We start from the raw sequence: 24,481 nt of genomic DNA, 5'->3' as shown, positions 1-24,481 counted from the left end.
GGAGCCGCGGCGCCCGCGCCCCAGGTCAGGTGCGTGGGATGCGGAGCACGCTGCCGGCGTCGTCCGACTCGCGGACCGCCTGGGGGTAGCGGCGGCGCAGCATCGGCAGGAACAGGTCCGGGGTGGTCAGCACCGGCAGGTCCGGCTCGGCCAGCCGCGACGCCGCGTCCTCGGTGTAGACCAGCACCACCTCGCGCGCCACCCGCAGGCTCTGCCGCAGGAACCGGGACAGCTCCCGCTGCTCCAGGAACCGCCACAGGTCCACGCTCACCACCGCGTCGAACTCGTCGTCGCTGAACGGCGTCCACGTACCCAGCAGGTGCAGGTTGGTCTTCGAGACGTCCCGCCCGTGGTCGAGCGTCGCCGAGCCCTCGCCCAGCACCACCTGGTCGGTGCCGAACGCCTGGCACAGCACCGGCCGCCCGGCCAGGTCCTCCACCCGGGGCCAGGCTTCGGGCAGCCAGCCGACGCGCCGCTGGGCGCAGTGCGCCAGCATCCGGCGGTAGTAGCGCAGCTTGCGGGACACCTCGGTCGGCGCGGGCAGGTCCACCACCTCGACGGCCAGGTCGCGGTGCCGGTCCCGGAACAGCTGCAGGTTGACCAGGTAGTCCTCCTGCAGGTTGGTGATGTCGCGCACGGCCGGCAGGTGGAAGCCGACCGCGGCCGCGTCGTAGCAGAAGCGCTCGTCGTCGCCGCCGAGGTGGCGGTGGATCCGGTACGCCAGGTCGGTGTCCTCGAAGCCCCAGCGGGTGCCGTACGCCTCGTCGAAGCCGCCGACGTCGAGCACCACCCGGCGGGGCATGGACACGTTGTTGGTCAGCGCGAACGCCCACGGCGCCCCGGTCAGCCAGTCGCGGGGGCGCTCGTCGCGGCCGGGCACCCGGAACCGGAAGTCCTCGTGGCGGTCGCCGACCAGGGCCGTGGTGACCGGCTCCCCGCCCGCGGCGGCGGCCAGCACGCTCCAGTCGCCCTCGTACCGCTTGCCGATGAGCACCGCGGGCTCGTCGCGCCCGTCGTGGAACGCCAGGTGCCGTTCGAGCAGCGTCGGTTCGGCCAGCACGTCGCCGTCGAGGAAGCAGACCACCTCGCCGGTGGCCAGCTCGACGGCCCGGTTGCGGGCCGCGGCGCGGCCCAGGTGCGCGGGCAGGGTGTCGAACCGCAGTTCATAGGGGTGTACGGCGGACAGCAGCGGCTGGTAGGGCGCCGGATCGGAGCCGTCGTTGACCACCACCACCTCGAACCGGTCCGGGGCCAGGGTCTGCCGGTCGAGCATCCGCAGCACCAGCTCCAACGCGTACGCGTCGCCGTAGGTGGGGATGAGCACACTCAAGCGGCCGGGTGCACGGGAGGGCATCCGGTCTCCGTTCATGGATTGATGTGTTCCTGTCGATCCCGATCCTGATGGAGTTGCGAAAACGCTTCAACCGTTTCCCGGCCCGTGGTTTCATGTACGGCTCCCCGCGCTGGCCGCAGCCGGTGTCGGCTTTCATCGGGCGGCTGTGATCGCGCTCTCTCAGCGCACTCCGGGTTGACGGGCCGTGGCACGCTGCTCGCGTCCGTACCCGAAGATTTCTCCAGGAAGCGAACGATGCAAGCCTTCGTACTCCTCACGCTCCTCCTGCTGGCCGGCGTCGCCGCGCTGGTCTCCTCCACCCTGGCCAAGCGCGGGCAGACCACGAAGGCCGCGCAGGCCGGCTCCCGCTACATCCGCCTGGGCGGCATCGCCGCCGTCGTGCTGAGCGTGCTGGGCATCTTCGGCGCGATGGCCCAGGTCGTGCCGACCCGGACCGTCGCGGTCGAGACCAGCTTCGGCCGGCCGGTCGGCACCCTGCGCAACGGCTTCCACCTGATCGCGCCGTGGGCGCAGATCGAGCAGTTCGACGCCACCGTGCAGACCCTCAAGCTCTCCGGTGACCAGGGCGACCACCCGGGCCTGCTGGTGCGGCTGGCCAACGCGGCGACCGCGCGGGTGGACGTGACCGTGCAGTGGCAGATCGACCCGGCGGCCAACATCGTCGACCTCTACAGCGACTACCGCAATTTCGACAACATCCAGGACAACGTGGTCAAGCGGCAGCTGGCCAGCGCGCTCAACTCGGTCTTCGAGCAGTACGACCCGCTGCGCGCGCTGACCAAGGCCGGCGCCGAGCAGGCCCCGCTGTCGAAGCTGGCCGACGACACCAAGGGCGAGCTGGCCGGGGTGATGCCCGCGGGCGTGATCATCCGCAGCGTGACCATTCCGACGATCCGCTTCGACGACAACATCCAAGCCAAGATCAACCAGTATCTGGCCGCCGTCGCCGAGACCCAGATCGCCGAGCAGCGGCAGAAGACCGCCGAGGCGCAGAAGCGCGCCAACGACCTGCTCGCCGCCGCCAACAACACCACCGGCGTGCTGTACCAGAACTGCCTGGACATGGTGGAGCGGATGACCAAGGAGGGCCGGGCGCTGCCCGCGGCGTTCACCTGCGGCGCCCCGCCGACCACCGTCGTGCCGGTCAAGTAACGCAAGCGGTTTGCACAGTCTCCGCAAAATCTTTAGCCAATCTGTGCCAGATACTGACACTGGCATTCAGTGATGCGGTTAAGTTTTGCTATACCACCAGGGTGGACATTGCCTTCGCCTTCGACGAGGGGTACGCCCGGCACGCCCGGGTGGCGCTGGAGTCGGTGCTCGACAGCCAGGACCGTGACGACACCACGTTCTGGCTGCTGACCACCGACGCCGTCGCCAAGGAGCAGGAGCAGTCGCTGCGGCGCCAGCTGGCCGGCCGCGGTCGGCTGCACCTGCTCACCACCGGCGACGCCTTCCGGGCGCTGCCGGTGGCCGAGCACGAGTCGCTGACCTACCTCAGCCCCGGCATGTACCTGCGCCTGCTCCTGCCCGACCTGGTCGACGGGCCGGAGCGCCTGCTCTACCTCGACTCCGACGTCCAGGTCTGCGGCAGCCTCGGGCCCCTGTGGGAGCTGCCGCTGGACGGCGCGCCGCTGGCCGCGGTGCGCGACGCGTTCACCGAGCGCTTCGACATGTGGGGCGGCATCCCCGGCGCCGGGCCGCAGCACCCCGGCGACGCGCCGTACTTCAACTCCGGCGTGCTCCTGATCAACATGGACCGCTGGCGGGAGCTGCGGGTGACCGAGCGCTGCCTGTCCTACCTCGCCGAGTACGGCGGCAGCCTGCGCTTCCCCGACCAGGACGCCCTCAACCTGGTCGCCTTCGGGCAGTGGCTGCGCCTACCGCCCCGCTGGAACCACATGTGCAGCTACCTGCTCGAACCGATGACCCCCGCCGAGCGCGCCGCCCAGGACGTGCGCGTGATGCACTTCGCCGGCCCCCGCAAGCCCTGGACCGAGGGCTTCCGCCCCGGCTTCCGCCATGCCCGCCACCAGTCCCTCACCGCCCGCGTGACCGCCTACCACTGACGCCCTCCGGGGCTGGAAAGGGCCCCAGGGTCCCTTCCTCACAGCAGGCCGCGCAGGCCGTGGCTGAGCAGCAGGGCGCCGAAGACGAGCAGGAGGGCGGCCATCACCAGCAGGTGGTGGCGCGACAGCCAGGCGCGGCAGTGCGCCAGGGCACGCGCCGCCCGGTCGCCGCCGGCCAGGTAGCCGAGCACGATCACCAGCACCGGCAGGCAGGCCAGGGCGGTGAACACGGCCAGCGCCAGCAGCGCGGCCGGCCAGGTCGGGTCGTGCTCGGCCAGCTCCTGGCCCGCCTTGGCGCACAGGGCCAGGTTCTTCGGGTCCAGGCCGTACATGACCAGGGCCAGCAGGGCCGCCTTGAGCGGGGACCAGCGGTCCACCCCCGACATCCAGCGCGGCATCGGATGCTCGCCGCCGGTACGCGAGTGGCGGCGGTGCCGCTGCCAGTGGCGTACCGCCGCGAACAGCAGTAGCAGGCCCAGCCCGACGCGCACCCAGTGGGTCCAGTCCGCCGACTCCCAGCCGGGCCCGGCCGTGCCCCCGCCGGCCAGCAGGAACGACCCCGTGGCGACCACGGACACGCCGATCAGCGAACCGGCCAGGAACGCCGGACCACCGGTACGGGCGCGGCTGGAGAACAGCACCAGGATCACCGCGATGAGCGGCAGCGGGCTGACCGCGACCCCCGCCGCGTACGGCAGCAGCTGCCCGACCGCGTCGCCCGTCCCGCTCACACCGTCCAGTCTGACCTGGTCACCGTGGTTTCCGAGGGCGGATTCCACGTCGCCGGGCGGGCGCCGCCCCGCCCGGCCGCAGGTCGGCGACGTCGGCGAAGTCGCCGCCGGGCCGGCCACCGGAAGTTTACTGTCCGTAGTCACGTGAGAGCGCAGCACGGCTCCGACCGCAGAAGTTGCGTACGCAGGCATCAGCCGTTCGGCGCATCGCGGGAACCGTTCGGCGCGTGTCGGTGCCCATAAGGGGAACAGTGGGCCAGCCGGCTGCGTATCCTCCCCGCACCGTAGAACCCGTCCGGCTAGGAGACCCCCATGGGTGAACCCGCACCCGACCGGCTGCCAGACCGCTCCCGCAGCGATCACAGCCCGTGGAACTGGCTGCTGCTCGTGCCCATCGTGCTGCCGTTGATCCCGACGTTCTTCAACACGTCCAGCCCGACCGTGCTGGGCTTCCCGCGCTTCTACTGGCAGCAGCTGGCGTACATCGCCGTCGGCGTCTGCACGACCACGCTGGTCTACCGGATGACGCGGAGGCGCTGACATGTGGCGTGACCATCTCACCGAGATCATCGTGTTCGCCGTGCTGTTCGTCGGCGTCAGCGCGATGGGCTTCGTCGCCGCCCGGTGGCGGCGCCCCACCACCATGGAGCACCTCGACGAGTGGGGCCTGGGCGGGCGCAGCTTCGGCTCCTGGATCACCTGGTTCCTGGTCGGCGGGGACCTGTACACCGCGTACACGTTCGTCGCCGTACCCGCGCTGGTGTTCGGCGCGGGCGCCATGGGCTTCTTCGCCGTGCCGTACACGGTGATCATCTACCCGATGTTCTTCCTGGTCCTGGTACGACTCTGGTCGGTGTCGCACCGGCACGGCATGGTCACCCCGGCCGACTTCGTACGGGCCCGGTTCGGCTCGCCCACCCTCGCGCTGCTGGTGGCGATCACCGGCATCGTCGCCACGATGCCCTACATCGCGCTGCAGCTGGTCGGCATCGAGGCGGTGCTCAAGACGATGGGCGTCACCGGCGAGTCCGCCCTGGCCCGGCACGCGCCGATCATCATCGCCTTCGCCATCCTGGCCGCCTACACGTACCAGGCCGGCCTGCGCGCCCCCGCGCTCATCGCGTTCGTCAAGGACGCGCTCATCTACATCGTCATCCTGGTCGCGGTCTTCTGGCTGCCCGCCAAGCTCGGCGGCTGGGACGCCATCTTCGGCGCCGCCAAGGCGAAATACGACGCCAGCCCCGCCCCGAGCGACGGCCTGCTCCTCAACGCCAACAACCAGCTCCAGTACGTCACCCTCGCGCTGGGCTCGGCCCTGGCGCTGTTCCTCTACCCGCACTCGGTCACCGGCGTGCTCGCCTCCCGCAACCGCGACGTGATCAAGCGGAACATGTCCGCGCTGCCCGCGTACTCGCTGCTGCTGGGCCTGCTCGCGATGCTCGGCTTCGCCGCGGTCGCCGCCAAGGTCAAGCCGCTGGCCGGGGCCAAGCCGGGCACGGTCGACACCAACACCATCGTGCCGGTGCTGTTCGACCAGCAGTTCCCCGACTGGTTCGCCGGCGTCGCCTTCGCCGCCATCGGCATCGGCGCCCTGGTCCCGGCCGCGATCATGTCGATCGCCGCGGCGAACCTGTTCACCCGCAACATCTACCGCGAGTACCTCAACCGCGACGCCACCCCGGCCCAGGAGGCCAAGGTCAGCAAGGTGACCTCGCTGGTGGTCAAGGTCGGCGCGCTGGGCTGCATCGTCCTGCTCGACCCGCAGTTCTCCATCGACCTCCAGCTCATCGGCGGCGTGATCATCCTGCAGACGCTGCCGTCCGTGGCACTCGGCCTGTTCACCCGCTGGCTGCACCGCAACGCCCTGATCGCGGGCTGGGTCGCGGGCATGGGCTTCGGCATGTGGATGCTGTACCAGATCGCCAACCCGGCCACCGGGCGCGCCCACTTCGCCGGGTCGGCGTTCCCGCTAGCCAAGCTGGGCTTCGACACACCCATGACCATCTACGCCGGGCTGGTCGCGGTAGCGGTCAACCTGCTGGTCGCGGTCCTGTTCACGCTGGTGCTGCGGGCGGCGAAGGTCGCCGACGGCCCCGACGGCACCAAGCCGGACGACTACTTCGCCGACGCGGACGACTCGCCCAAGACCCCGCGCGGCGACCTCGCCGACGAGGGCGAGCCGGTCGCGGTGGCCTGACCTCACCCCCGGCCCGTCCGCGCGGCCCGGCGCGGACCCCGGCACGAAACGGCGATCTCCCCCGGAGATCGCCGTTTCGTGTACACCCCCTCCAGCACCCCACCACTGCCCCCGCCGCCCCTCCCACCACAAGCCCCGATCAGCAGCGCCCCACCACAGCCCCGATCCCAGCAGCGTTGATCGCCATCCGCGGCCAAAACATGCCGCCACGGCACGCGCTCCGACCGCAAACGCCGACCAACGAACCGTGATCGGCATCCCCGGTCACTTGCTCAACTCAGCCGCCCCAGCGCCGCCACGCCCCCTCGTGACCGCAAGCCGCGATCTCAGCCGGGGTGATCGGCGTCCGCGGTCAGAACCTGCGGCTACGGCACGCGTTCCGACCGCACACACCGATCGCGGAACCGTGATCGGTGTGTGCGGTCACCTCCTCAACCCACCCGCCCAGGGTGGCCATCGCCGACGAGGGGCATAAGCGGCCACGTGCGCCGAGGCCGACGCCAGCCATCGTGGCCTCAAGCCGCGATCTCAGCCGGGGTGATCGGCGTCCGCGGTCAGAACGGGCGGCCACGGCACGCACTTCGACCGCAAACGCCGATCACCAGAGCGTGATCAGCATCCGCGATCACTTACTCAACTCACCCGCCCGAGCATCACCCGCCCGAGCGCCGACCATCGTCTGCGCCGCCGATCGCGACCACAGCCCGCGATCTCAGCGGCGGTGATCGCCATGCGCGGTCAGAACTGGCGGCCACGATGTGCACTCTGACCGCGAATGCCGATCATTAGAGCGTGATCAGGAGTTGTGGTCGCTTGCTCGAGCCATCCCGCTCGGCGCCCACCGTCGCCCACCGCCGTCCACGCCCGCCACCGCCACCGTCCACGCCGCCGCCACCGTCGGCCCACGCCACCGTCGACCCCCGGCGCCCTCGACCCCCGGCGCCCTCGACCCCCGGCGCCGTCGACCCCCGGCGCCGTCCACCCCCGGCGCCGTCCACCCCCGGCGCCGTCCACCCCCGGCGCCGTCCACCCCCGGCGCCGTCCACCCCCGGCGCCGTCCACCCCCGGCGCCGTCGCCTCGGCCTCGGCGGGCCAGGTCCGATACGGTTTCGGGGCGGTCAGACGACAGCGTGGGGTCGGACGACCGCGGCGCGCGGGTCGCGTTACTGGAGGTAGCTTTCGACTTGGGCGATCTCGGCGGGTTTGGCGTCGTCGGGGTTCTCGCCCGCGTCGCTGCGGGCGCGGCGCCGGCGCAGCAGGTCCCAGCACTGGTCCAGGGTCTGTTCGAGGTCGCGCAGCCGGGCTGCCTCGGTCTCCGGGTCGATCGACCCTTCCACCCGTCGGCTCCGCAGCTGGTGCTCCTCGGCGACAAGGGCGTCGATGCGCTCGAGGATCTGCTTCTCGTTCATGCCTACAGCCTTCCACGCACGCCACGCCCGCGCCGCCGTTCGACGCGCTGCCACCTCGTCGCCGACGCGCCGCGTCCGCCGCCGCACCCGCAGGTGTCGACAAGTGCGCTGGCCGGTGGCGGCCGATTTACTGGCCGTGGCTGCCACTGCGCTGGCCGGTGGTGGCCGGTGGTGGCCGGTCGCCAGCGGGACGCTGACCGGTCGCGGGCGCGGCCGGACGCTGACCGGTCGCGGGCGCGGCCGGACGCTGACCGGTCGCGGGCGGGGCGCTGGCTGCGGGCGGGACGCGCGTGGATCCTCGGCAAGAACTCCGCCGCGTCCAACCTGACGTTGGCGTGAGCCGGGGCATTGGCGTGGGCGGAGCGTTGGTGGGGGCGGGGCATTGGCGTGGGCGGAGCGTTGGTGGGGGGCGGGGCGCTGGTGGAGGGCGGGGCGCTGGTGGAGGGCGAGGACAATTCAGCCGACGACTGGTCCGCTCCCTACGGAGGCATCCTTGATCATCTCTACTCTGCCCGATCTCGGTGGGCGCGCGTTCGAGGTGCGTGGTTTCGTGTTCGCCCATGCCATCCTGGGCTCGCTCGGCGGCGGCAACACGCAGCAGATGGTGCAGCAGCTCATCGACCAGGCGGCACGTTTCGGCGCGGACGGGATCGTCGACGTCAAGACGGTCGTCGGCGGCGACAACGGCCACTGTGTGATGACGGGAACCGCCGTCAAGCTGCTCTAGCCCGGGTCCGGCTTCAAGCTCCGGTCCGGCTTCAAGCCCGGGTCCGGCTTCAAGCGCGGTGCGGGCCCTGCGCTAGCCCAGGTCGGGGTGGGGCAGGTATCGGTCGAAGGGCAGCGGGGCCGACTCGCTGGCGGCGAAGACGTCCATGTCGGCGACGCGGAAGCCGTACGCCAGGAGCAGCGGCAGCAGCGGGTTCGGGCCGAACACGACCAGCCGCACCGTCGGCACGTCGCCGTACTCGGCCAGCGCGGCCAGCACCGCCGCGGCGCAGTCCTCGGGCGTGGCGCCGCCAGCCGGTCCGAGCAGCAGCTCGCCGGGGACGGTACGCGCGAACGCGTAGCCGTCCCCGGCCCGCCACGCGCTGACCTCGGGCAGGGCGCCGTACCAGGCCAGATCGGCCCGGCGGGGGCCGCCGGAGGCGGCGGCGTCCAGGTCGGCCAGGTCGGCGGCGGTGACGCGCCGTGCGGGGTGCGGCGGGGGCGGGGTGCCGGGGCTGCCGCGCAGGTACAGCAGCGGGCAGCACGGCAGCATGCCCTGCCGGGTGTACAGCGCCACCGCACGCGGGTCGGACGACGCGAACACGATCCGGGGCGCGTCGACCGGCAGCAGCCGTGCGAGCAGTGCCTGGCCGACGCCGCTGGACTGGTGCTCGGGCAGTACGAACAGGTCGGCCAGGTGGGTCAGCGCGCCCCGTGCGGTCGTACCCCCGAAGCCGACCACGGCCCGGTCGTGGACGCCCACCCAGAGCCGGCCGGTGTCGTGCTCGCGGTCGAGGTAGTCGGGGCGGCGCAGCCAGTGGGACAGGTTGCCGAAGTGCTCCGCGACGGCGCGTACGCCGGGCAGGTCGGCGGCGGTGGCGGGGCGCACGGTGGGCACCGGGCCAGGCTAGCGTGACCGGATCGGTCCGGTGCGGGGCATGATGGTGCCTGTCACCAGGGCATCGTCGCGGGAAGGATCGACGGCATGACCAGTGCACTCATCGTCGTGGACGTACAGGAGTCCTTCCGGCAGCGGCCGCTGTGGCGGCTCGTCGACAACCCGGCCGTGACCGACCGGGTCGACCGCCTGGTGCGGGCCGCCCGCGCCAAGGGCCACCTGGTGGTATGGGTCCTGCACAGCGAACCCGGCACCGGCGGCGTGTTCGACCCCGCCGGCGGCCACGTGCGGATCATGGACGGCCTGGAGCCGCTGCCCCGCGAGCCGGTGCTGACCAAGACCGTGCACAACGCGTTCACCACCACCAACCTGGCCCACCTGCTCACCACGGCCGGGGTGCGGCACCTGGTGCTGTGCGGGCTGCGTACCGAGCAGTGCGTGGAGACCACCGCCCGGGTCGGCTCCGACCTCGGCTACGAGGTCACCTTCGTCACCGACGCCACCGCCACGTTCCCGATCCCGCACCGGGACCTGCCCGCCGACGCGACCAACGAGCAGATCCTGGCCGACCCGCGCACCCTGGCCGCCGCCGAGGTCGCCGCCCGCACCGAGTACGCCCTGGCCGGCCGCTTCGCCGCCATCGCGACCACCGCCGAGCTCACCGCACCCGCGTACGCATGACCCGGGTCGTCTTTCTGCTCGTGCCGCGGCTGCACCTGCTGGACCTGGCCGGTCCGGCGCAGGTCTTCTCGACCGCCGCCGACCTCGGCCTCGGTTACCGCCTGGCGTACGTGGCCGAGCAGGAGGACGTCCCCACCCACCAGGGCGTGCCGCTGCGCGCCGAGCTCGACTGGCCCGACCTTGGCCCCGACGACCTCGTCGTGGTGCCCGGCTGGCGCTCGCCCGAGCTGCGCACCAGCGGGCCGCTGGCCGGGGCGACGCTGGCCCGGCTGGCCGGGCACCACGCCCGGGGCGGCACCGTGGCCAGCGTCTGCGCGGGAGCGGACGCACTGGGCCGGGCCGGGCTGCTCGACGGGCGCCGCTGCACCACCCACCACGACCTGCAGGAGGAGCTGTCCCGGCGGTATCCGCGGGCGCGGGTCGTGCCCGACGTGCTGTACACGGTGGACGACCGGGTCGTCACCTCGGCCGGGATCGCCAGCGGCATCGACCTGGCGCTGCACCTGATCGCCACGCGGCACGGCCCGGCCGCCGCGGCCCGCATCGCCCGGGAGATGGTCGTGTTCGCCCGGCGCAACGGCGACGAGCCGCAGGCCAGCGCGATGCTGCGGCACCGCGGCCACCTGAGTGACGCGGTCCACCGGGCGCAGGACCTGATCGACGGCCGGTTCACCGAGCGGCTGCCGCTGCCGGAGCTCGCCGCCTCCTGCGGGGTGAGCAGCCGTACGCTGACGCGCCTGTTCGCCGCCGCGACCGGGCTGACCCCGCTGCGATACCAGCACCTGCTGCGCGTCGAGCGGGCCGAGCACCTGATCGGGCACGGGGCGACGGTCGAGTCGGCGGCCCGCACGGTCGGCTTCGAGGACGCCCGCATGCTGCGCCGCCTGCGCTCCCGCGCCCCGACGACCGCCTGAGCGCCGCGGGGCGGGCGCACGCGCCCGCCTTAGGCGGGCAGGGTGCGGGCGAGGCGGCGGGTGCCTTCCTCGAGCTGGTCGGGTGGGGCGGCGGCGTAGGTGAGGCGCAGGTGGGGGGCGGGGGGTTCGGCGGCGTACCAGGGGCGGCCGGGGAAGACGATCACCTGCTCGGCGGCGGCTCTGGCGGCGAGGGCCACGTCGTCGGTGCCGTCGGGGAGGCGTACCCAGAGGTGCAGGCCGCCGCGGGGGACGCCGACGGGGGTGACGGTCGACAGGTGGCGGCGGACCGCGTCGAGCAGCGCGTCGCGCCGGGCGCGCAGGGCCGAGCGCAGGGCGCGCTGGTGGCGGCCCCAGGCGGGGGCGGTCACGAACTCGACCGCGGCCTGCTGCAGCGGCCCGGCGACGTAGAAGTCGTCGAGCAGACGCCCGGCCCGCAGCCGCGCCCCGGCGGGGCCGCGGGCGCCGATCGCGGCCACGCGCAGGCCGGGCGCGGCGGACTTGGTCAGCGAGCGCAGGTAGACCACGTGCCCGTCCGGGTCGTCGGCGGCCAGCGGGGGCGGCGGGTCGCCGTCGATGGCCAGGTCGCGGGCGTAGTCGTCCTCGATCAGGAACGCACCGGCGGCGCGTACCGCGTCCATGACGGCCTCGCGCCGGTCGGGGCGCAGCGTGGCGCCGTGCGGGTTGGCGTACAGCGGCTGGCAGTAGAACAGGCGCGCGCCGGTCCGGGCGAACGCCGTGGCGAGCTGGTCGGGGCGCACCCCGTCGGCGTCGGCGGGCACCGGCACCACCCGCAGCCCGGCCGCCCGCGCCGCCGCCAGCGCCCCCAGGTACGTCGGCGACTCGACCAGCAGCACGTCGCCGGGCGAGCCGAGCGCGCGCAGGGCGCTCGACAGCGCGGCCTGGCCGCCGGGGCAGATCACCATGTCGTCGGCGCGCAGCCCCGCCCCGGCCTCGCGGGCGAACCAGGCGCGCAGGTCCTCGCGCCCCTCCACCGGTCCGCGCGCCCAGGCGGCGGGCTGGCGGGCCGCGCGGGCCAGGGCCGCGCCGAGCGCCGCGACCGGCTGGAGCGCCGGTTCGAGGTACCCGCCCGACAGCGCGATCGCGCCCGGCTGCGGTATCGCCAGTAACGCCTGCATCTCCCGCTCCCCCGCCGGGGCGGTGCCCAGCGCGACCGTCTGCCAGGACAGGTCGGCGGCCTGCGCGCGGGCGGGCCGGGCGGCGGCGTAGGTGCCCTTGCCGGGCCGGGCCTCCACCACGCCCTCGGCCGCGAGCTGCCGTATCGCCTGCGCGACGGTGACCGGGGAGGCCTGGTGCCGGGCGGTCAGCTCGCGCACCGAGGGCAGCTGCGCGCCGGGGGCCGCGGCACCGGCGAGCGCGCGTAGATCTTGGATAACGCGGTCGACTGCGTTACTGTTACCCATGGGAGACAAGAGTAGCGCTACTGTGCCGGCGGCGGTAACGGACCACAGCGCCGGGCTGGCGCTGGGGGCACTGGGAGTGCTGGCGTTCAGCATGTCGCTGCCCGCCACCCGCCTGGCCGTGCACGACCTCGACCCCTGGTTCGTCGCGTTCGGCCGCGCCGTCGGCGCCGGGCTGCTCGCGGCGGCGTACCTGCGGGCCACCGGCGCACCCCGGCCCACCGGACGGCAGTGGCGGCGGCTAACCGTGGTGGCCCTCGGCGTGGTGGTCGGGTTCCCGCTGTTCACCTCGCTCGCGCTGACCGCGCAGACGGCCGCGCACGGCGCCGTCGTGGTCGCCCTGCTGCCCGCGATCACCGCCGTCTTCGCGGTGCTGCGCGCGGGTGAGCGGCCGCCCCGGGCGTTCTGGCTCGCCGCCTCGACCGGGCTGGTCGCGGTGCTCGGGTTCCTGGTCGCGGGCGGGGCGGTGCGCGGCTCGCTCGAACTGCCCGACCTGTACCTGCTGGCGGCCGTGCTGCTGTGCGGGCTCGGGTACGCCGAGGGCGGCGCGCTGGCCCGCGAGCTCGGCGGCGCCCGTACCATCTGCTGGGCTCTGATCGCGGCGCTGCCCGTCACCGCGCCGGTCACCGCGCTCGCCGCGGCCGCCCACCCGCCGCACGCCACTGCGGCGGCCTGGGCCGGGTTCGGCTACCTCACCGTGATCTCCATGTTCCTGGGCTTCTTCGCCTGGTACGCGGGCCTGGCCCGGGGCGGCGTGGCCCGCGTCGGCCAGGTGCAGCTGACCCAGCCGGTGCTGACGCTGGCCTGGTCGGCGCTGCTGCTGGCCGAGCCGGTCGGCCCGGCCGCTATCGTGGCCGCCTCGGCCGTGCTCGTCTGCGTGGCGCTGACCCAGCGCACCCGCGCCGCCGGGCCGGCCCGACCCGCCGCCGCGACGGCCACCTGAGAGGAGCCGGTATGTACGTGCCCGCCCACTTCGTCCCCGACGACGCCGCCGTCGCCGAGCTGCTGGCCGGGATCGGCGCCGTCGACCTGGTCACCGCCACCGAGCAGGGCCCGGTCGCGACGCTGCTGCCGATGCTGTACGACCGCCCCGACGGCGCGCCGCACGGCCGCCTGCGCGGCCACCTGGCCCGCAACAACGACCAGTGGCGCCGGCCGGTGCTCGGCCAGGCCCTGGTGATCGTGCGCGGCCCCGACGCCTACGTCAGCCCGTCCTGGTACGCGACCAAGGCCGAGCACGGCCGCACGGTCCCCACCTGGAACTACGTCACCGCCCACCTCTACGGCGAGCTGGTCGTGCACGACGACCCGGCCTGGGTCGGCGCGCTGGTGCGCGAGCTGACCGACCGGCACGAGTCCGGCCGGGCGCACCCGTGGTCGGTCGACGACGCCCCGGCCGCGTACATCGCGGGCCAGCTGCGCGCCATCGTCGGGGTGGAGCTGGTGGTCACCCGGATCGAGGCCAAGTTCAAGCTGAGCCAGAACCGGTCGGACGCCGACATGCGCGGCGTCGTGTCCGGTCTGCACGGTGACGGTGCGCACACCGCCGCCGAGGCCGTGCGAGGGGTGGTTCGGGCCGGGGCGGATGACTAGAGTCGGTGGCTCCTGACCTCCGCGCCGAGCCCTGCGGCGCACCCCCTGGAGGAAGACCGATGACCCGTTCCACCCGCCTGCTGCTGATCATCGGTGTGATCGTCGTGCTGCTCGGCGGCGGTGCGTACGCCGGTGTGAGCCTGCTGCGCTCGCACGTGGACGACGCGATCCCGCAGGCCGACCTGTTCGGCCCGAGCGACGCCCCGTCCCCGTCGGCGCCCGGCTCGCCCAGCCCGAGCCCCAGCCCGTCCCCGGGCGCGGACATCAAGGGCCCGCTGAACATCCTGATCGTCGGCGTCGACACCCGCGAGGCGCAGAAGAGCTGGCCGGTGCACGGCGACGCCGTCATGATCCTGCACGTGAACGCCGACCTGAGCAGCGGCTACCTCACCTCGCTGCCGCGCGACCTGGTGGTGCGGGTGCCCGCGTACAAGCCGTCGAACTACGGCGGCACCGCGCGGACCAAGCTGACCCACGCGATGACGTTCGGGGCGCGGGTGCCCGGCACCGGCCGGTTCGATATGGCGCAGGGCTTCGGGCTGATGGCCAAGGCCGTCAGCGGGTACACCGGCATCGCGCGGTTCGACGCGGGGGCCGTCATCACGTTCACCGGCTACCGCGACCTCATCGACGCGATGGGCGGGGTCGACATCTACGTCGACCAGAAGGTCGTCTCGCTGCACCGGCAGCCCAACGGCAAGCTGCGGCCGCCGTGCGGCGGGTGCAGCCACGGCTACAGCGGGCCGCAGGCCGTGTACAAGGTCGGCAACATGCACATGGCGGGCTGGCAGGCGCTGGACTACGGCCGCCAGCGGTACACCACCGGCGGGGAGTACACCCGCCAGCGGCACCAGCGGCAGCTCATCGAGGCGATGGCGGCCAAGGTGTTCAGCGGCGACCTGCTCACCAGCCCCGGCCGGTTCGAGGCCATCCTGCAGGCGCTGGGCAAGACGATCGTGTTCGACGGGCGCGGCAACACCCCGTCGGCCTGGGCGTACGCGCTGCGCAAGCTGACCCCTGCCAACATCACCCTGGTCGGGCTGCCCGGCCACGGCGTCTACAGCGGCGGGAGGTACCAGGGCGAGGGGCTGGACTCGGTGCAGGCGGGCTACTTCGCCGCGCTGCGCAAGGACCAGCTGGCCGCGTGGGTGCGGGCGCATCCGAAGCTGGTCAACGTCGATCCCCGCGCCTGATTCGATAGGTTGACCGGGTGGAGACGACCAAGCAGTTGCACGTACGCAGTGCCACCGCCGCCGATGTGCCCGCGGTGGTGGCGCTGGTCGAGTCGGCGTACCGGGGCGAGTCCAGCCGGGCCGGGTGGACCACCGAGGCGGACCTGCTCGACGGGCAGCGCACCGACGCCGACGCGGTGACCGGGATGCTCGGCGGCGACGGCAGCCGGGTGCTGCTGTTCGAGCGCGACGGCGCCCTGGTCGCCTGCTGCCACGTGCAGCGCCGCGAGGGGTACGGCTACTTCGGCATGTTCTCGGTCCGCCCTGAGCTGCAGGGCGGCGGTGTCGGCCGGGCCGTGCTGGAGCGGGCCGAGCAGACCGCGCGGCAGGAGTGGTCGGCCACCGAGATGCACATGACCGTGCTGGTCCAGCGCGCCGAACTGCTGGCCTGGTACGAGCGGCGCGGCTACCGCCGCACGGGCCGGCACTACCCGTTCCCGTACGGCGACCCGCGCTTCGGCCTGCCCAAGCGCGACGATCTGGAGTTCGAGCTGCTCGTAAAGGAGCTTTGACCGGTTCCGGGGTAGGAAACCTCACCATCGTGCTACGGATGGTGGGGGTGGCGAGCACCCTCGGTTACGGTCGGTGCATGACCAACCCGATCGCCGACATCCGGGTGCCGGAGTTGGGGCGGCAGGTCGACCTGCTCGACTACCAGGACATCGACCGCAGCGCGCTCGACGTGTGCACCCTCACCCTCACCCTCCGCCAGCAGTACCGACGGGCACTGCTCGCCCGCGACGAGACGGCCGCGGCCCTCGTCCGCCACCGGGGCTGGACCCCGGCCGACGTCGCCGAGGTGATCTGCGGCCACCGCGCCCACGCCGAGCGCGCCGCCACCATCGTCGACTGGCCGGGCCTGGTCGACACGGACGGCACCGAGCAGGACCTGTACGAGCGCCAGCAGATGGTCGCCGACCTGCACGACCTGCTGGAGCGCGCCTACGACCAGGCGACCCGGCTGCTGCCCGCCGCGCGGCTGGAGCGCCACCTGCCCGAATCCGCCACCGACCGCGTCGCCCACTGCGCGCACTGGCTGCGCTTCATCGAGGGCTACCAGGCCACCAACGACGCCTCCCGCATCCTGTACGCGGCGGTCCTCGCCCGCCACCACGACTGGCCCGAGACGATGGTGGCCGACCTGGCCGGGATCACGGTCGACGAGGTACGCGCGGCGACCGCCGCCGCCGAGCAGAGCCCGCCCTCGGACGCCGACAGCATCCTGCTGGAGCGGATGGCGCAGCTGGCCTGGGCGCTGGACTACAACGTCGGGCGGCTGACCGCGCTGCGCGACGAGGCGGTGCGCGACTGCCGCGACGGCGGCGTGCCCTCGCAGGTCATCGCCGCCCACGTCGGCCTGCCCGACCAGGTCCGCGTGGCCGCGCCGGTCTGAGGCGTCACAGCTGCTTGGCGAAGCAGACCGACAGCTCCCAGGCGTCGTAGGGCGGGTAGTTGGGGATGGGTTCGAACCCGGCGCGCCGGTAGACGGCGATCGCCTCGGGTTGCCGTACCCCCGTCTCCAGCTTGAAGCGGGCGCAGCCCGCCCGCCGCGCCACCGCCTCGGCCCGGCGCAGCAGCAGCCCGGCGATGCCCCGCCCGCGCTGCTCGGGCCGCACGTACATCCGCTTCAGCTCCGCCTCGGCGCCCAGCAGCTGCACCGCGCAGGTGCCCACGGGCTCGCCGCCCGCCAGGACCAGCAGGAACACCGCGCCGGTCAGCACCTGCGGATGGTCGAGGTCGACCTCCTCGGGGTAGCGCAGGTCCATCTCGGCCTTCATCGCCGCCACCAGCGGCGCCACCCGCGGGTCGGTGCCCGCGGTCTCCACGACGGTCAGCTCGTCCACGGTCAGTTCGTCCACGGTCACGGCAGGACTCCAAGCAGTTCGAGGTGGCTGTCCAGGGTGCGCACCAGCAGCTCCGGCGGGTAGGTGTGCGGGGTGGTCACCGCGTATACGGCCAGGCCGTCCAGCAGCGCGACCAGGCCGCGCACCCGCAGGTCGAGATCGGCCGGGGGCCGCTGGTACGCCGCGCGCAGCAGCCCGGTCAGCCGCTCGATCCAGGAGGCGTGCCGCCGGTCGTGCTCGGCCCGCAGCACCGCGCTGCCGTGCGCGGCGATCAGGAAGTACGCCCACACCGTCGTGAGCAGCCGCCGCTCGTCGTCGAGCGGCAGGCCCTCCAGCAGCACCGCCCGCAGCCGCTCGCGCGGCCCGGCGCCGACCGGCAGCGCCTCGATGCGCTCGGTCATCCGCCGGTGCATGATCTCGCGGGCGTGCGCGAGCAGCGCCTCCTTGTCGGCGAAGTAGTGCACCACCCGGCCGGTGGTGCAGCCGCCCGCCTCGGCCACGGCCCGCAGGGTCAGCCCGTCGAGGCCGCGCTCGCCGACCACCCGCCACACCGCGAGCGACAGCTCCGCGCGGCGCTGATCGTGGTCGACCACCCGCGGCATCGGCGCACCTCCGTTGCATCACACCCGTTACGTAACAGCCGTTACGCTAACAGCGCGCACGGAGGATGTCCAGGCGGGGCCATAGTTGACCCATGACGAAGATCGCCGTGCTGCTCTACCCCGGCTTCACCGCCCTGGACGCGGTCGGGCCGTACGAGGTGCTCTCGCGCCTGCCCGACTCCCGGGTCGTCTTCCTCGCCCACCAGGCCGGGCCCGTCGTCGCCGACACCGGCTCACTGACGATGACCGCCGACCTCAGCCTCGCCGAGCTGCCCGAGCCCGACATCGTGGTGGTCCCCGGCGGCCTGCACGGCACCTTCGCCGCCGACCACGACCCGGTCCTGCTCAAGTGGCTGCGCACCGCCCACGCCACCAGCACCTGGACCACCTCGGTCAGCACCGGCGCGCTGCTGCTCGGGGCCGCCGGCCTGCTCGACGGGCAGCAGGCCACCACCCACTGGGCCGCCCACGACGCCCTCGCCGGCTACGGCGCCGCCTACCTGCCGCGCCGGGTGGTGCGCTCCGGCCGCCTGATCACCGCCGCCGGGGTGTCCGCCGGGCTCGACATGGCCCTGGAGCTGGCCATCCTGGTCGCCGGACCGGAGGTCGCCGAGAGCATCCAACTCGCCCTCGAGTACGACCCGCGCCCGCCGTTCCCGACCGGCTCCCCCGCCACCGCCTCACCGGAGGCGATCACCCACGCCACCGCCCTCCTCCGCAGCGAAACCCTCCCCTGACCGGAGGTAAGGAAGGGCCCCTTCTTATCGCTTTCCGTAGCGGAAGGGCCCCCTCTTAACTCCGCCGTCCGGAGCCGGCGGTCAGCCGCGGATCAGGTGGGGCAGGAAGCGGGCGGTGGTGTCGGTGATCAGGCCCGCCGTCTCGCGGATGCCCAGCCCCGCCGGCTCGCCGTCGACGACCCAGGCGCCGAGCACCGTACGGTTGCCGCCGAAGTCCGGCAGGGCGTGGAACGCCTGGTAGCACAGGCGCTCGCCCGGCTGCGCCGCCGTGCCGACGGTGTGCCCCGGCGTCACGATGCGCACCCCGGCACCCTCGCGCCCCAGCAGCGGCTTCTCCACGTAGCCGAACACCGCCAGCTCGCGCGGCCCGTCCAGGTACGCCGGGAGCAGGTTCGGGTGGCCTGGGTGCCGCTCCCACAGGATCGCCAGCAGCGCCTTGTTGGTAAGCAGCAGCTTCCAGGCCGGCTCGATCCAGATCGGACCCTGCCCGGCCAGCGCCAGGTCCAGCAGGTGCCCGCCGAACTCGTCGGCGACCAGCCACTCCCACGGGTACAGCTTGAAGATGGTGTTGATGGTCCGGTCCTGCTCGTCGACGAAGCGCCGCTGCGCCGGGTCCCAGCCGATCTCCTCCACCGGCAGCAGCGTCCCGTGCAGCCCCGCCTGCTCGGCGCACTCCTGCAGGTACGCGGCGGTGATCATGTCCTCGCCGATCTCGTCGGCCAGCGTGTACGCGAAGTGCACCGGCCCCCGCGGCAGCGACGCCGCGTGCCGCCGCCACGCCTCGACCAGCCGCTCGTGCAGCGAGTTCCACTGGTCGCACCCCGGGTGCAGCTGCTCCAGCCAGAACCACTGCGGTCCGGCCGCCTCCAGCAGCGAGGTCGGGGTGTCGGCGTTGTACTCCAGCATCTTCGCCGGGCCAGAGCCGTCGTAGCGCAGGTCGAACCGGCCGTACAGGCTGATCTCGGTATCGCGCCGGGCCCAGGACCGCTCGATCAGCTCGATCACCCGCCGGTCGGTGATGCCGAGGTCGGCGTACCGGCCGGACTCCACGACGTGCCCGGCCGCCGCCACGCACATCTCGTGCAGCTCGGCGACGACCTCCTCGAGCGTCTCCACCTCGGCCAGCCCGAACTCGTAGTAGGCGGACTCGTCCCAGTAGAGGTCGTCCTGCCCGCGCGGGACCGCGTAGACCAGCCCCTGCGACTCGACCGTCTCACGCCAGCCCTCGCGGGGCACACAGGTCACCCGGCGCATCAGCCACCACCGAAGAAGCCGCCGCCGAAACCGCCGCGCGTGTACGAACCGCCGGTCGCCTTCGTCCCCTTGCCGCCGCCGGAGCCGCCGTAGTACCAGCGGGCACCGCCGCTGCCGCTGCCGCCGCGTTCGCACCGGCTGTTGTCCACGACTGTCCTGGTCGCGTCCACGCACTGGCGCTTCTGGCCGTACGCCCCGAAGCCGCAGCAGGCCAGTGCCAGCGCCCCGATCACCCCGAAGGTCACATACTGGGACCGTTTGATGCCCCGCTTGGGCACCTGCACGGGAGACGAGCGCATACCGATCTCCCGGCGCTGGTGACGCACCGCTTTCGACCTGCGCTTCTTCTTCGTGGACGTCATGAGCGGGCACGCTACAAGGTCATCGCAAGTTGGCGGTAGTCGTGTACGGTCTGCGGCCGTGACGAACGTACTGCACGGGCTGGTCGCCGCGACCGCCTTCGCCGCCGTGGGCGTACTGCTCCTACTGGGCGGATTCCTGCTGGTAGATCTGCTGACGCCGGGTCGGCTGCGGCACCAGATCTGGACCGATCGCAACGCAAACGCCGCGATCTTCCTCAGTTCCGCGCTGCTGGGCATCGGCGCGATCTCCTTCACCTCGATCATCACCACGTACGACGACCTGATGGTCGGGCTGTTCTCGACCGCCGTTTTCGGCGCGCTCGGGCTGGTCCTGATGGCCGCGGCGTTCCTGATTGTCGATCTCGTCACACCGGGGCGCCTGGGCGAGATCCTGGTCGACAAGGACGGGCACCCGGCGGTGTGGATCAGCGCCGCCACGAACGTCTCGGTCGCCGCGATCGTCTGCGCGTCCATCTCCTGACGCGCGCGCCGCCCCTCGGGCGGCGGTGCGTGCGCGCGGTGCGTGGGTGCGTGCCGGTGCGTGGGTGCGCGCAGTTTCGGGGAAAGTGCACGAATGCGGGGCATGATTCGCGCACTTTCCCCGAAACTGCACCCAGGCACCGGCGTCGTGGCGCGAGGCCGAGGGGAGATTTCGGGATAATCGGGCGGTGGTGCCCTGGAGTGCGCGGCTGGTCGCGCGGATCGCCCCGATCGCGTGCGCGGTGCTGGCCGCCGGGGTCTTCGTCGTGACGGCCGGGTCCGAGCCCGCGCCGCCGGTGCCGGTGCTGGTCGGCGCGGGCGACATCGGCAGCTGCACCAGCAGCGGCGACAGGATCACCGCCGACCTGCTGGACGACATCCCGGGCACCGTGTTCACGCTGGGTGACAACGCCTACATGTCGGGCTCGCGCAGCCAGTTCCGCCAGTGCTACGGACCGTACTGGGGCCGCCACCGCGACCGGACCCGGCCCGTCGTCGGCAACCACGACCTGCTCACCGACGGCGGCGCGCCCTACTACGACTACTTCGGCGCCTCGGCTGGACCACGCGGCGAGGGCTGGTACTCCTACCGGGCGGGCGACTGGCTGGTGCTGGCGCTCAACTCCAGCTGCGACGCCGTCGACTGCTCGGCCGACGGGCCCCAGGCGCGCTGGCTGCACCGCGTCCTGCAGCAGGAGCAGTCCCGCTGCACGGTCGCGATGTGGCACCACCCGGTGTTCACCTCCGGCGGAATGCACCAGCCGGAGCGGCGGCTGCTGCCGGTGTTCCGCGAGCTGTACGACCACGGCGTCGACGTCCTGCTCACCGCGCACAACCACAACTACGAGCGGTTCGCTCCGCAGAACCCTGACGGCGTTCGCGACGACGCGGCCGGGGTGCGCGAGTTCGTCGTCGGCACCGGCGGGGCCTCGCTGTACCGGTTCCCGGCCGAGGCGGCGGCCAACTCCGAGGCCCGCGACGACCGCACGTTCGGCGTGCTGAAGCTGACCCTGCGCCCCGGCGCGTACGACTGGGAGTTCGTCGGCCAGCCCGGCGGCGCCTTCTCCGACACCGGCTCGGGACGCTGCCACTGAGCCGGTGGAATCGAGGACTGCCGCTATCCAGGGGTCCCTCTTCCGAGGTAGCCGGGGCGTGACCTGACATCTGCTCGGATTCGCGCTTGCCATTCACCGCCCACCGCTTCCACCGCCAGTGAGCAGCAGATCCACCAGAGGTGAATCCGGCGGGACAGTTGAGGTCCACAATGGACCGGTTTCATTCCTCCCGGGGCGCGCGCAATCTTCTTGTTCGAATTCGGCAACAGTCGATAGATTCAATCCATCAGCTACACCTAGTGATGGGAGAATCACGATGAGTCGCAAGACTGTCGTACGCCGGCTCGCGATCGCGGGCGCTGCCGCTCTGGCCATGGCCGGAGCCTCGCTGGCCGTCGCCAGCCCGGCCCAGGCCACCCCGGCCGACTGCACCGCGGTCCTCGCGGCGGCGGGCTACGGCGGCGCCGAGTACGGGGTCGCCTGCACCCTGGGCACCATCTCGTACACCCTCTGCGCCACGCCGCTCAACCTGCTCGGCGTGCCCCCGCTGACGGTCGACGTCGCGTGCCGCCTGGCCTAGGCCCGCTCGGAACGCGGTAAGCGTGCGGCCCTCGAACATCCTGGGTCCGAGGGCCGCACCGTTCCAATGTAGTTGAGCACTCACCTTTTCAGTAGCGCGGCTACTTGAGGGTGATCGTCACCGGCTTGCTGCGGTCCGAGCCGATCCGGCCGACGAGCTGGTAGTCGCCCTCGTCGGGCGAGCCGCCGTCGGGCACCCGCTGGTGCCCCCGCTTCGTGCACTTCGAACTCGACTCACCGTTCCACGCCACCTGGAAGACCCGCTCGTACCCGGGCGCGAACCTCGCCGGCAGCGTGCCGTGCGCCGGCCCGCAGTCGTCGGAGGACCAGATCTTGACGGCCCCCCGCTGCAGCCGCACCTCCTGCAGATCCGCGCCGATGTCGCGGGAGCAGGACCGCTTCGAGGAGTTCTTCACCTTCAACGTGACCGACAGCGGCGCGCCCGCGTCCAGCCTGGTCCACGCCGGCACCACGGTCACCGACAGCTCGTCGTCGGTGCACAGCTTCGGGTCGAGCTTGACCGGCCTGGGCGCCGCCCCCGCCTCGCTGGCGTAGCGCACCCGGTAGATCTTCGCCTTCGCCGCGTACGGCCCGGCCGCGGCGTCATCGGGGTACAGCGCCGTGAAGTACAGCCCGTCCGCCCCCGCCGCCAGCCCCGCCACACTCGACTTGCCGTTGCCGTTGTACTCCACCAGCGTCGTCGGCTCGCCCACCTTGCCGTCACCGTCGAAGGTGAACTCGACGATCCGCTTGCCGCGCACCTGCGGCCCCGTCGCGTACGTCGGCCCGCTCTCGGAGACGAACGCGTGGCCGAACTTGTCCTGCGGGAACCCGGCCGACTGGTTGCCGTCGCGCTGCACGAACGCGATGTTCACCGGCCCGTGCGCGACACCCCAGTTGTACAGCGCCTTCTTGCGCATCGCACTGTCACCGGCATACCACCCGTAGTCCGCGCCCCGGGTCACCCGGGCGAACCGGTCCACCGACGGCCCGTTCTCCACCGAGTAGTGCTGCCCGTCCTCAGCCCGCCAGGCACCCCCGAACGGGTTGCGGAAGCCCGACGCGAACACGTAGTCCTTGGCCTTGATCCCGTCCTTCGCGTCGTAGAACGGATTGTCCTCCGGCGCGCTGCCGTCCAGGTTCACCCGCAGCACCTTGCCCCGGAACGAGTCCAGCTTGCGCGCGGTCTTCGGCTCGAACCCGTCGGCCATGTGCACGTACAGCTTGCCGTCCGGCCCGATGGTCAGGTTCGACACCTGGTGCGAGGCCTCCTGCGCCTCATCCTTCATGTCCAGCACCGTCGTGGCCTCAGCCGCCGTGAACCCGCCGTCCTCGCTGTGGAAACGCACCACCTTCGGGTAGAAGTGCGACCCGGAGTTCGACCGGTACAGCATCGAGGCGAACACGTCACCGCTGGCCGGCTCCACCACGATGCCGGTCAGGCCGATCTCGCCGTCACCGGGCACCTTGCGGCCGCGCGGATCGAAATTCAACAGATCCTTCGCGTACGTCCCGACGGTGAAGTCCCCGCGCACCACCTTGATCTGGCCGTACAGCTCGGTCACGTAGAACATCGGCTTGCTCGGGGCGGACGCGTGCGCGGGCACCATCGCGATGTTCACCGGCAGCGAGAACCCCGACGCCACCTCCTCCACCACGTACCCGTCCTGGAACGTACGCCAGATCGGCGCCCCCGGCAGCGGCTTGAGCTGCGCATCCGTCCGGAACGTACGCACCGACCACGGCCCCCACTCGGCCGTGGCGTCACCGCTGCTGTCCCGGTGCCGGCTGCGCACCTCGAACGACGTCTCCGGCGGCAGCTCCGCCGCCCCCGCGAGCGCGCCCTGGAACAGGCCGTCGCCTAGGTGCGCGTGCAGCCGCTGCGCGCCGGTGATGCACTCGGCCGCCCAGACCCGCTCGACCTGCGCCGGAGCCACCGTCCACACCTCCCAGTCGGTGCACCGGTGCTCGTCGCGTACGTCCGGATCGGCGAACGGCTGCGCCTCCATGTGCAGGTCGGCGCCGCTGACCAGCTGGCCGTCGGTGCTGGGCTCACTGATGGTCGGCGCCAGCGGCGACGCATCCACCGGCCCGGCCGGGGCGGCCGGGCGCACCAGCGCCACGACCCCGGCAGCAGCCATGACCAGGGTGAGCAGCACCCCCTCACCAGCGAGGGCGATCTTTCGAGCGTTCATGTCCGGCGGGTTCTCCATCAGCGCGGGGGTGCCGACAACCGCGCCAGGCTACACGCCACATTCCGGACATACCCCACCAACACGCCGACCACGTCTCGGCTGGCGGGCGCTCCCCGCCCACCCCCGCCCGGAACGCGAGTGCAGTTTCGGGGAAAGTGCAGGAATCATGGCC

Annotated in this window: 27 protein-coding genes; 17 read left to right on the top strand and 10 right to left on the bottom strand. The window is 72.7% G+C overall.

Annotated features, from left to right (window positions below; all coding sequences use genetic code 11):
* Window positions 1-25: 25 nt before the first annotated feature.
* On the bottom strand, window positions 26-1,354 hold the full coding sequence (locus tag QEZ54_RS33830) for a glycosyltransferase family 2 protein (protein ID WP_281308848.1): 1,329 nt from the start codon (window positions 1,352-1,354) through the stop codon (window positions 26-28).
* Between the two features lie 23 nt (window positions 1,355-1,377).
* Between QEZ54_RS33830 and QEZ54_RS33825 the strand changes: the two genes are divergently transcribed.
* The 3 genes from QEZ54_RS33825 (at window position 1,378) to QEZ54_RS33815 (ending at window position 3,423) form a co-directional block, all read left to right on the top strand.
* A complete protein-coding gene (locus QEZ54_RS33825) occupies window positions 1,378-1,503 on the top strand; it encodes a hypothetical protein (protein ID WP_281308847.1) in 126 nt (41 codons plus the stop codon).
* A gap of 85 nt (window positions 1,504-1,588) precedes the next feature.
* The gene (locus QEZ54_RS33820; RefSeq protein WP_281308846.1) at window positions 1,589-2,506 is read left to right on the top strand and encodes an SPFH domain-containing protein; all 918 of its coding nucleotides are present in this window, start codon (window positions 1,589-1,591) and stop codon (window positions 2,504-2,506) included.
* Window positions 2,507-2,607: 101 nt separating this feature from the next.
* A complete protein-coding gene (locus QEZ54_RS33815; protein ID WP_281308845.1) occupies window positions 2,608-3,423 on the top strand; it encodes a glycosyltransferase family 8 protein in 816 nt (271 codons plus the stop codon).
* A 38-nt stretch (window positions 3,424-3,461) separates the two neighbouring features.
* Here QEZ54_RS33815 and QEZ54_RS33810 read toward each other — a convergent pair whose 3' ends face one another.
* Window positions 3,462-4,154: a GAP family protein gene (locus QEZ54_RS33810; protein WP_281308844.1), complete on the bottom strand. Its 693-nt coding sequence runs from the start codon at window positions 4,152-4,154 to the stop codon at window positions 3,462-3,464.
* Between the two features lie 312 nt (window positions 4,155-4,466).
* Between QEZ54_RS33810 and QEZ54_RS33805 the strand changes: the two genes are divergently transcribed.
* Both QEZ54_RS33805 and QEZ54_RS33800 read left to right on the top strand, forming a co-directional pair.
* Complete coding sequence (locus tag QEZ54_RS33805; RefSeq protein ID WP_281308843.1) at window positions 4,467-4,694, top strand: DUF3311 domain-containing protein; 228 nt, start codon at window positions 4,467-4,469, stop codon at window positions 4,692-4,694.
* A 1-nt stretch (window position 4,695) separates the two neighbouring features.
* Window positions 4,696-6,351, top strand: a complete 1,656-nt coding sequence (locus QEZ54_RS33800; protein WP_281308842.1) for a sodium:solute symporter — start codon at window positions 4,696-4,698, stop codon at window positions 6,349-6,351.
* A 1,163-nt stretch (window positions 6,352-7,514) separates the two neighbouring features.
* Here the strand turns inward: QEZ54_RS33800 and QEZ54_RS33795 are convergent.
* Window positions 7,515-7,760: a DUF2630 family protein gene (locus QEZ54_RS33795; protein ID WP_281308841.1), complete on the bottom strand. Its 246-nt coding sequence runs from the start codon at window positions 7,758-7,760 to the stop codon at window positions 7,515-7,517.
* A 493-nt stretch (window positions 7,761-8,253) separates the two neighbouring features.
* Between QEZ54_RS33795 and QEZ54_RS33790 the strand changes: the two genes are divergently transcribed.
* Entirely contained in the window at window positions 8,254-8,487 is a 234-nt protein-coding gene (locus tag QEZ54_RS33790) for a hypothetical protein (RefSeq protein ID WP_281308840.1), read from the top strand.
* A gap of 72 nt (window positions 8,488-8,559) precedes the next feature.
* Here QEZ54_RS33790 and QEZ54_RS33785 read toward each other — a convergent pair whose 3' ends face one another.
* A complete protein-coding gene (locus tag QEZ54_RS33785) occupies window positions 8,560-9,363 on the bottom strand; it encodes a GNAT family N-acetyltransferase (protein ID WP_281308839.1) in 804 nt (267 codons plus the stop codon).
* Between the two features lie 87 nt (window positions 9,364-9,450).
* Here QEZ54_RS33785 and QEZ54_RS33780 point away from each other — a divergent pair, with 87 nt between their 5' ends.
* Both QEZ54_RS33780 and QEZ54_RS33775 read left to right on the top strand, forming a co-directional pair.
* A complete protein-coding gene (locus QEZ54_RS33780; RefSeq protein WP_281308838.1) occupies window positions 9,451-10,044 on the top strand; it encodes a cysteine hydrolase family protein in 594 nt (197 codons plus the stop codon).
* Window positions 10,041-10,958 (top strand): DJ-1/PfpI family protein, encoded by a 918-nt coding sequence (locus tag QEZ54_RS33775; protein WP_281308837.1) that lies wholly within the window; start codon window positions 10,041-10,043, stop codon window positions 10,956-10,958. The genes QEZ54_RS33780 and QEZ54_RS33775 overlap by 4 nt, the downstream gene beginning before the upstream one ends.
* Before the next feature lie 29 nt (window positions 10,959-10,987).
* Here QEZ54_RS33775 and QEZ54_RS33770 read toward each other — a convergent pair whose 3' ends face one another.
* Window positions 10,988-12,379: a PLP-dependent aminotransferase family protein gene (locus QEZ54_RS33770; protein WP_281308836.1), complete on the bottom strand. Its 1,392-nt coding sequence runs from the start codon at window positions 12,377-12,379 to the stop codon at window positions 10,988-10,990.
* A gap of 22 nt (window positions 12,380-12,401) precedes the next feature.
* Between QEZ54_RS33770 and QEZ54_RS33765 the strand changes: the two genes are divergently transcribed.
* The 5 genes from QEZ54_RS33765 (at window position 12,402) to QEZ54_RS33745 (ending at window position 16,594) form a co-directional block, all read left to right on the top strand.
* Complete coding sequence (locus QEZ54_RS33765) at window positions 12,402-13,319, top strand: DMT family transporter (RefSeq protein ID WP_281308835.1); 918 nt, start codon at window positions 12,402-12,404, stop codon at window positions 13,317-13,319.
* Between the two features lie 11 nt (window positions 13,320-13,330).
* The gene (locus QEZ54_RS33760; RefSeq protein ID WP_281308834.1) at window positions 13,331-13,969 is read left to right on the top strand and encodes an FMN-binding negative transcriptional regulator; all 639 of its coding nucleotides are present in this window, start codon (window positions 13,331-13,333) and stop codon (window positions 13,967-13,969) included.
* A gap of 59 nt (window positions 13,970-14,028) precedes the next feature.
* Window positions 14,029-15,162, top strand: coding sequence for an LCP family protein (locus tag QEZ54_RS33755; protein WP_281308833.1), 1,134 nt, complete (start codon window positions 14,029-14,031; stop codon window positions 15,160-15,162).
* Between the two features lie 17 nt (window positions 15,163-15,179).
* A complete protein-coding gene (locus tag QEZ54_RS33750; protein WP_281308832.1) occupies window positions 15,180-15,713 on the top strand; it encodes a GNAT family N-acetyltransferase in 534 nt (177 codons plus the stop codon).
* Between the two features lie 77 nt (window positions 15,714-15,790).
* Entirely contained in the window at window positions 15,791-16,594 is an 804-nt protein-coding gene (locus tag QEZ54_RS33745) for a hypothetical protein (protein WP_281308831.1), read from the top strand.
* A 4-nt stretch (window positions 16,595-16,598) separates the two neighbouring features.
* On the opposite strand, the gene QEZ54_RS33740 is transcribed toward QEZ54_RS33745, so the two are convergent.
* Together QEZ54_RS33740 and QEZ54_RS33735 are read right to left on the bottom strand one after the other, a co-directional pair.
* Window positions 16,599-17,066 (bottom strand): GNAT family N-acetyltransferase, encoded by a 468-nt coding sequence (locus tag QEZ54_RS33740; protein WP_281308830.1) that lies wholly within the window; start codon window positions 17,064-17,066, stop codon window positions 16,599-16,601.
* Window positions 17,063-17,647 (bottom strand): TetR/AcrR family transcriptional regulator, encoded by a 585-nt coding sequence (locus QEZ54_RS33735; RefSeq protein WP_281308829.1) that lies wholly within the window; start codon window positions 17,645-17,647, stop codon window positions 17,063-17,065. The genes QEZ54_RS33740 and QEZ54_RS33735 overlap by 4 nt, the downstream gene beginning before the upstream one ends.
* A 92-nt stretch (window positions 17,648-17,739) precedes the next feature.
* Here QEZ54_RS33735 and QEZ54_RS33730 point away from each other — a divergent pair, with 92 nt between their 5' ends.
* Window positions 17,740-18,384: a DJ-1/PfpI family protein gene (locus QEZ54_RS33730; RefSeq protein ID WP_281308828.1), complete on the top strand. Its 645-nt coding sequence runs from the start codon at window positions 17,740-17,742 to the stop codon at window positions 18,382-18,384.
* Between the two features lie 81 nt (window positions 18,385-18,465).
* On the opposite strand, the gene QEZ54_RS33725 is transcribed toward QEZ54_RS33730, so the two are convergent.
* Complete coding sequence (locus tag QEZ54_RS33725) at window positions 18,466-19,638, bottom strand: glutathionylspermidine synthase family protein (protein WP_281308827.1); 1,173 nt, start codon at window positions 19,636-19,638, stop codon at window positions 18,466-18,468.
* Entirely contained in the window at window positions 19,638-19,937 is a 300-nt protein-coding gene (locus QEZ54_RS33720; protein WP_281308826.1) for a hypothetical protein, read from the bottom strand. The genes QEZ54_RS33725 and QEZ54_RS33720 overlap by 1 nt, the downstream gene beginning before the upstream one ends.
* Window positions 19,938-20,058: 121 nt before the next feature.
* On the opposite strand from QEZ54_RS33720, the gene QEZ54_RS33715 reads away from it, so the two are divergent.
* From QEZ54_RS33715 to QEZ54_RS33705, 3 genes are all read left to right on the top strand, one after another.
* Window positions 20,059-20,481 carry a DUF350 domain-containing protein gene (locus QEZ54_RS33715; RefSeq protein WP_281308825.1) on the top strand — a complete coding sequence of 141 codons (423 nt, stop codon included), beginning with the start codon at window positions 20,059-20,061 and terminating at the stop codon, window positions 20,479-20,481.
* 187 nt (window positions 20,482-20,668) lie between these two features.
* Complete coding sequence (locus QEZ54_RS33710; protein WP_281308824.1) at window positions 20,669-21,574, top strand: metallophosphoesterase; 906 nt, start codon at window positions 20,669-20,671, stop codon at window positions 21,572-21,574.
* A 277-nt stretch (window positions 21,575-21,851) separates the two neighbouring features.
* Window positions 21,852-22,115, top strand: a complete 264-nt coding sequence (locus QEZ54_RS33705; RefSeq protein WP_281308823.1) for a hypothetical protein — start codon at window positions 21,852-21,854, stop codon at window positions 22,113-22,115.
* Between the two features lie 100 nt (window positions 22,116-22,215).
* On the opposite strand, the gene QEZ54_RS33700 is transcribed toward QEZ54_RS33705, so the two are convergent.
* Window positions 22,216-24,309, bottom strand: a complete 2,094-nt coding sequence (locus QEZ54_RS33700) for a PQQ-dependent sugar dehydrogenase (protein ID WP_281308822.1) — start codon at window positions 24,307-24,309, stop codon at window positions 22,216-22,218.
* Window positions 24,310-24,481: the final 172 nt, after the last annotated feature.

The sequence above is a fragment of the Catellatospora sp. KI3 genome (genome assembly GCF_029948125.1).
Classification (GTDB): Bacteria; Actinomycetota; Actinomycetes; order Mycobacteriales; family Micromonosporaceae; genus Catellatospora.
Note: the sequence above shows the minus strand (reverse complement) of the source record. Positions and strands in the feature narration are given on the sequence as shown.

What these genes read in the sequence shown, in the direction of transcription:
- QEZ54_RS33830 (WP_281308848.1), bottom strand. Translation starts at nt 1,354, where the DNA reads ATGCCCTCCCGTGCACCCGGCCGCTTGAGTGTGCTCATCCCCACCTAC.
- QEZ54_RS33820 (WP_281308846.1), top strand. Translation starts at nt 1,589, where the DNA reads ATGCAAGCCTTCGTACTCCTCACGCTCCTCCTGCTGGCCGGCGTCGCC.
- QEZ54_RS33805 (WP_281308843.1), top strand. Translation starts at nt 4,467, where the DNA reads ATGGGTGAACCCGCACCCGACCGGCTGCCAGACCGCTCCCGCAGCGAT.
- QEZ54_RS33800 (WP_281308842.1), top strand. Translation starts at nt 4,696, where the DNA reads ATGTGGCGTGACCATCTCACCGAGATCATCGTGTTCGCCGTGCTGTTC.
- QEZ54_RS33795 (WP_281308841.1), bottom strand. Translation starts at nt 7,760, where the DNA reads ATGAACGAGAAGCAGATCCTCGAGCGCATCGACGCCCTTGTCGCCGAG.
- QEZ54_RS33780 (WP_281308838.1), top strand. Translation starts at nt 9,451, where the DNA reads ATGACCAGTGCACTCATCGTCGTGGACGTACAGGAGTCCTTCCGGCAG.
- QEZ54_RS33775 (WP_281308837.1), top strand. Translation starts at nt 10,041, where the DNA reads ATGACCCGGGTCGTCTTTCTGCTCGTGCCGCGGCTGCACCTGCTGGAC.
- QEZ54_RS33770 (WP_281308836.1), bottom strand. Translation starts at nt 12,379, where the DNA reads ATGGGTAACAGTAACGCAGTCGACCGCGTTATCCAAGATCTACGCGCG.
- QEZ54_RS33760 (WP_281308834.1), top strand. Translation starts at nt 13,331, where the DNA reads ATGTACGTGCCCGCCCACTTCGTCCCCGACGACGCCGCCGTCGCCGAG.
- QEZ54_RS33755 (WP_281308833.1), top strand. Translation starts at nt 14,029, where the DNA reads ATGACCCGTTCCACCCGCCTGCTGCTGATCATCGGTGTGATCGTCGTG.
- QEZ54_RS33745 (WP_281308831.1), top strand. Translation starts at nt 15,791, where the DNA reads ATGACCAACCCGATCGCCGACATCCGGGTGCCGGAGTTGGGGCGGCAG.
- QEZ54_RS33735 (WP_281308829.1), bottom strand. Translation starts at nt 17,647, where the DNA reads ATGCCGCGGGTGGTCGACCACGATCAGCGCCGCGCGGAGCTGTCGCTC.
- QEZ54_RS33730 (WP_281308828.1), top strand. Translation starts at nt 17,740, where the DNA reads ATGACGAAGATCGCCGTGCTGCTCTACCCCGGCTTCACCGCCCTGGAC.
- QEZ54_RS33725 (WP_281308827.1), bottom strand. Translation starts at nt 19,638, where the DNA reads ATGCGCCGGGTGACCTGTGTGCCCCGCGAGGGCTGGCGTGAGACGGTC.
- QEZ54_RS33720 (WP_281308826.1), bottom strand. Translation starts at nt 19,937, where the DNA reads ATGCGCTCGTCTCCCGTGCAGGTGCCCAAGCGGGGCATCAAACGGTCC.
- QEZ54_RS33705 (WP_281308823.1), top strand. Translation starts at nt 21,852, where the DNA reads ATGAGTCGCAAGACTGTCGTACGCCGGCTCGCGATCGCGGGCGCTGCC.
- QEZ54_RS33700 (WP_281308822.1), bottom strand. Translation starts at nt 24,309, where the DNA reads ATGAACGCTCGAAAGATCGCCCTCGCTGGTGAGGGGGTGCTGCTCACC.